Origin of the sequence: Streptomyces lonarensis, assembly GCF_012033735.1 — a bacterium.
Taxonomy (GTDB): Bacteria; Actinomycetota; Actinomycetes; order Streptomycetales; family Streptomycetaceae; genus Streptomyces; species Streptomyces lonarensis.
Genome location: NZ_JAAVJD010000192.1, coordinates 1 through 10,181 on the forward strand (window position 1 = coordinate 1; position 10,181 = coordinate 10,181).

Annotated in this window: 8 protein-coding genes; 3 read left to right on the forward strand and 5 right to left on the reverse strand. The window is 73.3% G+C overall.

What is annotated here, in order from left to right; translation table 11 throughout:
- Nucleotides 1-1,621: PTS fructose transporter subunit IIC (locus tag HCN56_RS19630; protein WP_167973000.1), on the forward strand; the 1,621-nt coding region annotated here is incomplete at its 5' end.
- A gap of 422 nt (nucleotides 1,622-2,043) precedes the next feature.
- Here the strand turns inward: HCN56_RS19630 and HCN56_RS19635 are convergent.
- Nucleotides 2,044-3,084, reverse strand: a complete 1,041-nt coding sequence (locus tag HCN56_RS19635) for a P1 family peptidase (RefSeq protein WP_167973002.1) — start codon at nucleotides 3,082-3,084, stop codon at nucleotides 2,044-2,046.
- Nucleotides 3,085-3,168: 84 nt separating this feature from the next.
- Between HCN56_RS19635 and HCN56_RS25870 the strand changes: the two genes are divergently transcribed.
- Entirely contained in the window at nucleotides 3,169-3,888 is a 720-nt protein-coding gene (locus tag HCN56_RS25870) for an AMP-binding protein (protein WP_245246767.1), read from the forward strand.
- 75 nt (nucleotides 3,889-3,963) lie between these two features.
- Here HCN56_RS25870 and mscL read toward each other — a convergent pair whose 3' ends face one another.
- The 4 genes from mscL to HCN56_RS26600 form a co-directional block, all read right to left on the reverse strand.
- Complete coding sequence (gene mscL / locus HCN56_RS19650) at nucleotides 3,964-4,467, reverse strand: large conductance mechanosensitive channel protein MscL (RefSeq protein WP_167973004.1); 504 nt, start codon at nucleotides 4,465-4,467, stop codon at nucleotides 3,964-3,966.
- Nucleotides 4,468-4,533: 66 nt separating this feature from the next.
- Nucleotides 4,534-5,193, reverse strand: coding sequence for a hypothetical protein (locus HCN56_RS19655; protein ID WP_167973006.1), 660 nt, complete (start codon nucleotides 5,191-5,193; stop codon nucleotides 4,534-4,536).
- A 382-nt stretch (nucleotides 5,194-5,575) separates the two neighbouring features.
- Nucleotides 5,576-6,409, reverse strand: a complete 834-nt coding sequence (locus HCN56_RS19660) for an S-methyl-5'-thioadenosine phosphorylase (RefSeq protein WP_167973008.1) — start codon at nucleotides 6,407-6,409, stop codon at nucleotides 5,576-5,578.
- The gene (locus HCN56_RS26600) at nucleotides 6,406-6,768 is read right to left on the reverse strand and encodes an FmdB family zinc ribbon protein (protein WP_167973010.1); all 363 of its coding nucleotides are present in this window, start codon (nucleotides 6,766-6,768) and stop codon (nucleotides 6,406-6,408) included. The genes HCN56_RS19660 and HCN56_RS26600 overlap by 4 nt, the downstream gene beginning before the upstream one ends.
- 442 nt (nucleotides 6,769-7,210) lie before the next feature.
- On the opposite strand from HCN56_RS26600, the gene HCN56_RS19670 reads away from it, so the two are divergent.
- Nucleotides 7,211-10,051, forward strand: coding sequence for a penicillin acylase family protein (locus HCN56_RS19670; RefSeq protein ID WP_167973012.1), 2,841 nt, complete (start codon nucleotides 7,211-7,213; stop codon nucleotides 10,049-10,051).
- The last annotated feature ends 130 nt before the right edge of the window (nucleotides 10,052-10,181 follow it).

Below are 10,181 nucleotides of genomic sequence, written 5' to 3' on the forward strand. Positions count from 1 at the left end.
GGCCGGTGCCGACCCGGCCCCCGCCCCGGCAGGCGGCGGCGACACGACGGCCGGCGGCAGCACCGGCGCCCCGACCGGTGGCAGCACCGCTGACCCGACCGGCGGCGGGGGTGACGGCGCCGAGCGCCCGCTGCGGCTGATCGCCGTCACCTCCTGCCCCACCGGCATCGCCCACACCTACATGGCGGCGGAATCGCTCCAGCAGGCCGCCGAGGCCGCCGGACACGAGATCACCGTCGAGACCCAGGGGTCCGCCGGGTTCTCCCCCCTCGACCCCGCCGTCGTCGCCGCGGCCGACGCCGTGATCCTCGCCCACGACGTGGAGGTGCGCGAGAAGCACCGCTTCGTCGGAAAGCCGGTCGTCGACGTCGGCGTCAAGGCCGCCATCAACCGTCCCGCCGAACTCGTCGAGGAAGCCCGCCGCAAGGCGGAACGCGGCGAGGTCACCGCCGAGGCCCCGGCCGGCGCCGGAGCCCCCATGGACGCCGGGTCCGAGAGCGGCGACCACATCGGCGTACGGCTGCGCACGTGGCTCATGAGCGGCGTCAGCTACATGGTGCCGTTCGTCGCCGCCGGCGGGCTCCTCATCGCGCTCGCCTTCGCGATCGGCGGCTACGAGATCACCGACGCGCCGTCGGTGATCGACCAGTTCACCTGGACCAGCACCGAGAGCTGGGCCGCCCTGATGTTCCAGGTCGGCGGCGCGGCCTTCGACTTCCTCATCCCCGTGCTCGCCGGCTACATCGCCTACGGCATGGCCGACCGGCCGGGGCTGGTACCGGGCTTCGTCGGCGGCGCCATCGCCGTCACCATCGAGGCCGGGTTCCTCGGCGGCCTGATCGGCGGCCTCGTCGCCGGTGCCGTCGTCATGGCCATCCAGCGCGTCCGGGTGCCCGACGTCCTGCGCGGCATCATGCCGGTCGTGGTGATCCCGCTGCTGTCCACCGCCGTGGTCGGCATCCTGATGTACGTGGTCATCGGCCAGCCCATCGCCGCCGCCCAGGAGGGCATGACCGACTGGCTCTCGGGGCTGTCGGGCGCCAACGCCATCCTGCTGGGCGTCCTCCTCGGCCTGATGATGTGCTTCGACCTCGGCGGACCGGTCAACAAGGTGGCCTACGCCTTCGCCATCGGCGGTATCGCGGCGTCCTCGCCGAGCCAGGCCAGCTTGGAGATCATGGCCACCGTGATGGCGGCCGGCATGGTCCCGCCGCTGGGCATGGCGCTCGCCACCGTCGTCCGCAAGCGACTCTTCACCGCCTCCGAGCGCGAGAACGGCAAGGCCGCCTGGGTCCTCGGCGCCTCTTTCATCACCGAGGGGGCCATCCCGTTCGCCGCCGCCGACCCGCTGCGCGTCATCCCGGCCTCCATGGCGGGCGGCGCGGTGACCGGCGCGCTGACCATGTCCTTCGGCAGCACGCTGCGGGCACCGCACGGCGGCATGTTCGTCGTTCCCCTGATCGGCAGCCCGTTCCTCTACCTGGTCGCGATCGTGGCGGGCACCCTGGTCACCGCCGGACTCACCGTCGTGCTCAAGGGGCTGCGCTCCGCGTCCGGCGCCGCTCCGGCGGCGGCGGCAGCCGCCGAGCCGGCCAAGACCCCGGCCACCGCGGGCGTCTGACACGCGGTACCGACGGCGGGGCGCTCCGGCAACGGCCGGGGCGCCCCGCCCCGCGCTGTGACCACAGCGTCCCCGCACCCCGCCCGGCCGGGGCAGCGGTGCCGTCACGCGGAGGGCTCGCCTCGCCGCGGCAGCGAGCGTCGCGCTGTCACCGTCCAGCTCCGGCCCCTGCACCGGGCGGGTGCCGAGGACCGTGCCGCCCCCGGGCACGGCAGGCCGACCGTGCGCCGGGCGTGTCGGTCTGGGCTGGGGCTGGGGCTGGGGCTGGGCGTGGTGCCGGTGCCGGTGCCGGTGTCCAGCTCCGGCGTCGGTTCCGGCGTTGGTTCCGGCGTCGGCTTCGTAAGCGCCGACCTCTGCAGCTCCGGCAGCGGCCTCTCCGCTTCGGGCGCCCGGCGCGGGGCCTGACGCGGCACCGAAGGCCGTCACCCCTGCCGGTCGGCCGGCCCGCCGTACAGCTCCCGGTACGAGGGGAAGACGCCGCCCGGTGTTTCGCAGCTCCCCGCCGCCAGCACGGCGCGGACCACCGCGCGTGCCAGGGTGTCCGCCCCGGCCGCCAGTACCTCGTTCGCGGCGTGCACTCCCGCCTCACCCTCCGGAAGGGGGCGCTCCCCGGTGGACAGTGCGAAGACGGTGTCCCCGTCGGTGAGCAGGTGCACCGGGCGTACCGAGCGTGCCAGCCCGTCGTGGGCCGTTCCCGCCAGCTTGTGGGTCCGGCCGTGGCCGAGCGCCGCATCGGTCGCCACCACGGCGAGCGTCGTGTTCAGCGGGCCGCCGAGGGACTGCGGCGCCCGGCGGTCCGACTCCTGCCGCGCGGCCGCGAGCCGCTCGGCCGCCGCGTCCCGCACCTCGGCCGTGGGACGCCAGGCCGGCGCCCCGTGCAGCGCGCCCGTCGCCGGATCAACGACCGAGCCCGCCGCGTTCACGACCACCAGCGCGCCGACCGTCACCCCCGAGGCCAGCCGCAGACTCGCCGTCCCCACACCACCTTTCAGCCCTCCGGCGACCGCACCCGTACCGGCACCGCGGCTTCCCTCGGCCACCTCCTCACCGGCGGCCTCCACGGCTGCGCGACCGAGCGCCGCGTCCGGCCGCCGCGACCAGTCACCCCCGCGTCCGAGGTCGAACAGGACCGCCGCCGGCACCACCGGGACCACCTGGCCGGCTCGCGGCCCCACCCGGAACCCCCGGTCCCGCTCCTCCAACCAGGCCATGACGCCGTCCGCCGCGGAGAGCCCGAACGCGCTGCCACCGGCGAGTACGAGGGCGTCCGCGCGACCCACGAGGTTCCGCGGGTCCAGGGCGTCGGTCTCCCGTGTGCCGGGCCCGCCACCCCGGACATCGACACCGGCGACCGCCCCACCCGCAGGCGGCAGGACAACGGTCACCCCGGTCAACGAGCCGTCCCCCACCCGCTCGGCATGGCCCACCAGCAACCCGGGTACATCGGTCAGAGCGTCACGCATGGACCATGGCTACCACGCGGGGGAGCGCGCCACCCTCCTCGGCGCGTTTAGCGGACGTATATCGCGAGGGTGCAGGCTCCGCGTATGACCATCCAGCAGTCGGGGGACGAGGGCGACGGCGTGGCGGTACCCACCCACGCCCATCTGATGGAACTGGGCCGGCGCGCGGCTGTGGGCCTGGCACGTCTGGGTGCGGGCTCGGGCAACCGGGTGGCCGTGATGCTTCCGACGTCGCCGGTGTCCTTCGCGACGACGCTCGCCTGCCTGCGGCTGGACGCCGTCCGCATCAGCCTGCCGCTGGGCGACCACACGGGGTGGGTGCGGCACAGGTTGCGCAGCACCGGGGTCCGGATCGTGGTGGTCGCGGACGGCTGTGAGCGGGACGGGCGCGTGGTGTCCCTCAAATCCGAGCTGGACCAGGCGCTCGCCTCCTGCCCCGACATCCGCAGCGTGGTGGTCGTGCCGCTGCTCCGTCGTCCCGTCCCGTGGACGCCGGGCCGTGACATCTGGTGGGACGAGATGCTCGCGCCGGAGCAGGACCCGAGGCTGCGGGACGCTCCAGCCCCGCCCGGCGCCGAGCACGGGACGGCCGACGCCGGCCGTAGGCTGGGGAACATGAGTCACACTCCCGACCAGCCGCGCGCCGTACCCCGCGCCCGCCTCGACTTCGAGGACCCGCTGGCAGCGGGCTCCCGTGACGACAGTGACGAGGGGTGGGGCGGTCACCGCGACCGGCAGACGGTGACCGGCGTGGCGGCCGACCTCGCGCGCTTCCTCGACGAGAAGCCGCCGCACCACCTCTGAGCCCTTCGGGGGGCGTCGCCACGGACCGTTCGGCCGCTGTTGATGCGGAAGGCCGCCGCCGGGCCGCCGCCGGGCTCAGCTCTCGCCGGAGCCCGACCGCTGCGCGCTGACCGTCTTGTCCAGCTCGACCTGGTCCTGCGCCGCGGCGGTGCGGCGGGCGACCAGCTCGTCCCGGATCTCCGCCAACAGCTCCAGCTCGGTGGCGGCGGGCGTCTCCTGGGGCTTCTTGGCGTCCATACGGGCCTTGAAGCGGTTCATCGGCAGGATCATCAGGAAGTAGACGACCGCGGCGGTGATCAGGAAGGTCAGTGCTGCGCTCAGGACCGAGCCCCAGCTGATGAGAACGCCGATCTGCTCGCCGTTCACCTCGCCGCAGGGGCCCTTCAGGCAGGACGTGTAGCTGTCGAGGTTCTGGGTGCCGAAGGCTCCGACCAGCGGTCCGATCACGCCGTCCACCACAGCGTTCACAATCTTGGTGAACGCCGCTCCGACGACGACCGCGACTGCCAGTTCGACCACATTGCCCCGCATCAGGAATTCCCTGAATCCCGCGACAACGCCCTGCTTTTCCTCGCTCAACGCCCTGACCTTTCCGTGTTCGCCGCGCGGGGATTACCGCGCTTCTCCTGACGGGCAACGAGGTGTCTACCATCGCGTCACCGTCAGGTGTGAATCGTTCATGAATCCGGCGAGGGTCACCGCCGTCCGTGGTGACACCTCCACCACGATGAGTGTGCCGTCCAGGTAGCCGACCGGGCCAGTTTCTTCGGGCGGGGGAATCTCCGCCACCCGTGCCCGGTGGGCGATACGCCGCGCCGCGCCGGGCGTCTCGCCCGCGGTGGTCGTCGCAGGGGCGGCGAGGATGTCCACGAGGTCGCCCGCTTCGAGCAGGCCGCCGACGGCCGGGTCGGCCAGTCTGACCGGGGCGAACACCGCGGCCCCGTCGTCCGGCTCGCCCTCCTGCCCGGGCAGGTCGGGGACGGGCGGATCGTGCGCGCCGTGCGTCTCCCCGGAGTCTGTGGGGGCCTGCGGCGGCGAGCTCGGCGGGTCGGCCCTCGCGGGGGCTTCGGGTACAGCCGGCCCGGCGGAGGGCGAGGCGGCCTCGGACGCCGCGGCGGGCGCCGGCCGGCCGAGGGGCGCAAGGGCGAGAAGGGACAGCACCACGCCGGTGCCGATCAACGCCGTTGCGAGAAGCCGCCGGCCGCCTCGCAGCGAGCGGCGGATCAGCCCCGGCCCACCGCGGACGACGACGGGCGGGAACGAGGGGACGGGCCGGGAGCTGTGCGGGGTGTCGGCGCTGTTCATGGCCTCACCGTGCCGGAAAAGCTGCGATGCTGCCGGAGCCTGTGGACAACCCGCTGCCTGTGGAAAACGTCACCACCCGTGAGAGTGGTTGCGGTCCCTCCCGGCGGAATCTCGGCGCGGAGACGTGAGGATGGAGTGCGGGGCGGGGAGGGGTGGTCTGCCCCCTATGGGAGGGCGGGGCCTGCCCGGAAGTCCGGCGGTCGGCTCACCCGGCCCGGTCCGCACCGCTGGTCCGCGCCGCCGTTCCGACGCTCCCGCCGACGGCTCGCGCACGCCCGCCACCGACGGTCCGCGCGCACGCCTGTCGCAGACCGCAGCCCGCAGCCCGCAGCGCCGCACCGCAGCCAGGGCCGCGGGGGCCCGGCCGCCGTGCGCCGGCGGCTCAGGGCAGCTGCAGGCCGGTCTCCTGGCCGTCGAGCGCGGTGGTGCACAGGCAGGTGCCCTGTTCCTGCGGGAGCCGGGCGACGGCGTCGAAGAGGACGTCCCGGAGCCGGTCGACGTTCTTGGCGAAGACCTCCAGCACCTCGGCGTGCGAGACGCCCTCGCCGTTCTCCGCGCCTGCGTCGAGGTCGGTGACCAAAGCCAGCGCCGAGTAGCAGAGCTCCAGCTCGCGCGCCAGCACGGCCTCGGGGTGGCCGGTCATGCCGACCACCGACCAGCCCTGCGCCGCGTGCCAGCGGGACTCGGCGCGGGTGGAGAACCGCGGGCCCTCGATGACGCAGAGCGTCCCGCCGTCCACCGCTTCCCACTCCGCGCCCCGGGCGGCTGCGAGCGACGCGGCGCGTCCCTGCGGGCAGTACGGGTCGGCGAACGTGACGTGCGCGACATTCGGCCGCACCCCGTCGGCACGGGTCTCTCCGTCGAAGTACGTCTGGACCCGGCCCTTGGTGCGGTCGACCAGCTGGTCCGGCACGACGAGCGTCCCGGGTCCGTACTGCGGTTGCAGACCGCCGACCGCGCACGGCGCGAGCACCTGCCGGACGCCCACGGAGCGCAGCGCCCACAGGTTGGCCCGGTAGTTGATGCGGTGCGGCGGCAGGTGGTGGCCGCGGCCGTGGCGCGGGAGGAAGGCGACCTCACGCTCCCCGATCCGGCCGAGGAACAGCGAGTCGCTGGGCGCCCCGTACGGCGTTTCGACGGTGAGTTCCGTCACATCGTCCAGGAAGGAGTAGAACCCGGATCCGCCGATGACGCCGATCGAGGCGCGGGCCGTCACGCGGCGCTGCCGGCCGTCGTCTTGGTGGTCCCGGAGCTGCTGCCCGACGAGGTCGAGCCGCCGGTCGAGGAGGAGGACGTGCCGCTGGACGAGCCGCTGTCCGAGGAGGCGGCGGGCTTGTCGGAGCCGCCGGACTTCTTCTCGGCCTTGCTGCCGCCGGCCGGCGTCGAGCTGGAGCTGGTGCTCCGGCTGTCGTTCCGGTAGAAGCCGGAGCCCTTGAAGACGATGCCGACCGCTGAGAAGACCTTCTTCAGCCGACCCTGGCAGCTGGGGCACTCGGTGAGGGCGTCGTCGGTGAACTTCTGCACCACCTCGAGGCCCTCTTCGCACGCGGTGCACTGGTACTGGTACGTCGGCACGGTATTCCTCCTGGCACTCTGCTTCGGTGAGTGCTAACGACGGTCCATCGTGCAACATTCCGGCCCCATAGTCCACTGCCGAAGGTCCTCCCCGGCCCTCGCGGCCCCTGTCCGGCCGGTGCGCGGTGGGCCTCGGCGCCGCGGTGCCGAGCCGGTGCCGAGGCCGGGAGGTGCCGCGCGCGGCGGGCCCGGCCCGCCACCGCGGTGGGGCGGACCGTCCGTGCCGAGCGCCGCCGGCGGCCGCCCGGAAGCGGGCGTCGGGGCCTCGTGCCGGCACGCGCCGCGGGTGGTGGAGGCGGCCGCCCAGAGCGGTCGACAGCGCGGTCCGCAGGGCGTGTTCGGCGCGCTGCGCGGTGCCGTGAAGCGATCCCCGGCGGAACGACACGCCCCGCGGAGTGTCTATGGTTGCTTCCAGTCCGCCCATGGCCTGCGAAGGACAGCGATGCCCGCCAAGAAGAAAACGCGACGTCTCCGCCTGTTCGTCATCGTGGTGGTGTTGCTGCTGCTGGCGGGGCTGGGGTTCAGTGCCTTCTGGGCGGTCGACACCGTCCGCGCCTCCCACCCTCAGGTGACCGGACAGATCAAGATTGACGGTCTGTCGGCCCCGGTGAACGTCAAGCGGGACGCCCACGGCATCCCGCAGCTGTACGCGGACTCCGCCGAGGACCTGTTCCGCGCGCAGGGCTTCGTCCACGCGCAGGACCGTTTCTGGGAGATGGACGTCCGGCGCCACATGACCTCCGGCCGCCTCTCGGAGATGTTCGGCGAGGAGCAGGTCGAGACCGACGCCTTCCTCCGGACCCTGGGCTGGCGCGACATCGCCCAGCAGGAGTTCGACGAGGAGCTGTCGGACGACACCGTCACCTATCTCCAGGCGTACGCCGACGGCGTCAACGCCTACCTCGGCGAGCGCTCCGGTGCCGAGCTGTCCGTCGAGTACGCGGCGCTCGGCCTGGTGAACGACTACGCCCCCGAGGAGTGGGACCCGGTCGACTCCGTCGCCTGGCTGAAGGCGATGGCGTGGGACCTGCGGGGCAACCTCCAGGAGGAGATCGACCGCTCGCTGCTGGCCGGCCGACTGAGCCAGGAGCAGATCGACGAGCTCTACCCGCCCTACCCCTATGACCGCAACGCACCGATCGTCTCCGGCGGCGGGGTCTCCGGCGGGGCGTACGACCCCGACGGCGGCGGCTCGACGGGCGACGGCTCCGGCACCGAGGGCGGTGGCGAGGGCGCAGGTGACGGCACCGAGGGCCTCCCCGGTGACGGTCTCCCCGGTGACGGCTCGGGCGGCGAGGGCCTCCCCGGTGACGGTCTCCCCGGCGACGGCTCGGGCGGTGACGGCCTTCCCGGCGACGCCGCGGGCCTCGGCTCAGGTGTCGCCACCCAGCTCGCGGCGGTCGCGGACGCCCTGGACGAGGTCCCGGCGCTGCTCGGCCCGAACGGCAGCGGCATCGGCTCCAACTCCTGGGTGATCTCCGGCGACTACACCACCACCGGTGAGCCGCTGCTCGCCAACGACCCGCACCTCGCCCCGATGCTGCCCTCCATCTGGTACCAGATGGGCCTGCACTGCACCGAGGTCACCGAGAGCTGCCCGTTCGCCGTCTCCGGCTTCAGCTTCTCCGGGATGCCCGGCGTGGTCATCGGCCACAACCAGGACATCGCCTGGGGCTTCACCAACCTCGGCGCCGACGTGACCGACCTGTACCTGGAGAAGCTCAACGACGGCACCTACCTGCGTGACGACGAGGAGGTCCCCTACACCACCCGCAAGGAGACCATCCACGTCGCCGGTGGCGAGTCCCGGGAGATCACGGTGCGCGCCACCGAGAACGGGCCGATCGTCTCCGACCGCAGCGAGGAGCTGCGGGACACCGGCGGCCTCGCGCCCGTCGGCAACGCGGCCCCGGACCGCGGCAGCGGCTACGCCGTCTCGCTGCGCTGGACCGCCCTGGAGCCGTCGAAGACGATGGACGCCGTCTTCAACCTCAACCAGGCGTCGGACTTCGACGAGTTCCGTGCCGCCGCCGCCGACTTCGCGGTGCCGTCCCAGAACCTGATCTACGCCGACACCGAGGGCAACATCGGCTACCAGGCGCCCGGCCGCATCCCGGTCCGCGGCGCCGGCGACGGCCGCTACCCGGCTCCGGGCTGGGACTCCTCCTACGACTGGGAGGGCTACATCCCCCATGAGGAGATGCCCTGGGAGTACAACCCGGACCGCGGCTACATCGTCACCGCCAACCAGGCGGTCATCGACCCCGACGAGTACCCCTACCTGCTGACCGACGACTGGAACTACGGCACCCGCAGCCAGCGCATCGACGACCTGATCCAGTCCAAGATCAAGGACGGCGGGAAGATCTCGATGGGCGACATGCGCACCATCCAGCTGGACAACAGCAACGAGATGGCCAAGGTCCTGGTCCCGTACCTGCTGAAGGTCGACGTCTCCGACCCCTACGTCCGCGAGGCGCAGGAGCTGCTGGAGGGCTGGGACTACACGCAGGACGCCGACTCCGCCTCGGCCGCCTACTACAACGCGGTCTGGCGGCACGTGCTGAAGCTCGCCTTCGGCCACAAGCTGCCGAAGGAGGTCCGGGTCGAGGGGCAGTGCCTGCGGGTGCGGCCGACCGGCGACTCGGGGCCGATCGAGGACATCGACGGGCGGGCGCCGCTGGTCCGCGAGTGCGGTGAGCGGTCCCCCGACTCCGCGCAGCCCGACGGCGGTTCGCGCTGGTTCGAGGTCGTCCGGTCGCTGCTGGACGAGGAGGAGAGCGACTGGTGGGTGACGTCCGGCAACCGCACGGTCCCGCCGTCGGAGAACCGTGACGAGCTGCTGGCCAAGGCGATGCGGGACGCCCGCTGGGAGCTGACGGCGCTGCTCGGCAAGGACATCTCCACCTGGAGCTGGGGCCGGCTGCACCAGCTGGAGCTGGAGAACCAGACCCTGGGCGCCGAGGGCCCGGCCCCGGTGCGGTGGATGCTCAACCGCGGCCCGTGGAACCTCTCGGGCGGCAAGGACGCGGTGGACGCCACCGGCTGGAACGCCGCGGGCGGCTACGAGGTCACCTGGGTGCCGTCGATGCGCATGATCGTCAACATGGCGGACTTCGACGAGTCGCAGTGGATCAACCTGGCCGGCGCCTCCGGCCACGCCTACCACCGCAACTACACCGACCAGACGGAGCTGTGGGCGGACGGCGAGTTCCTGCCGTGGGCCTGGAGCGTCGACGCGGTGGACTCCGCGACCTCGGACACGGTGGCGCTGATCCCGTAGCCGCACCGCACAGCGCAGGACGGCACCGCGGCCGTCGGAGGTGGACACGCCTCCGACGGCCGCGGTGTTCGTCGTCGCGGCGCCTGCCTGTCGGGCACCGGCGCGCCGGTGCCCGACAGGCAGGCGCCGC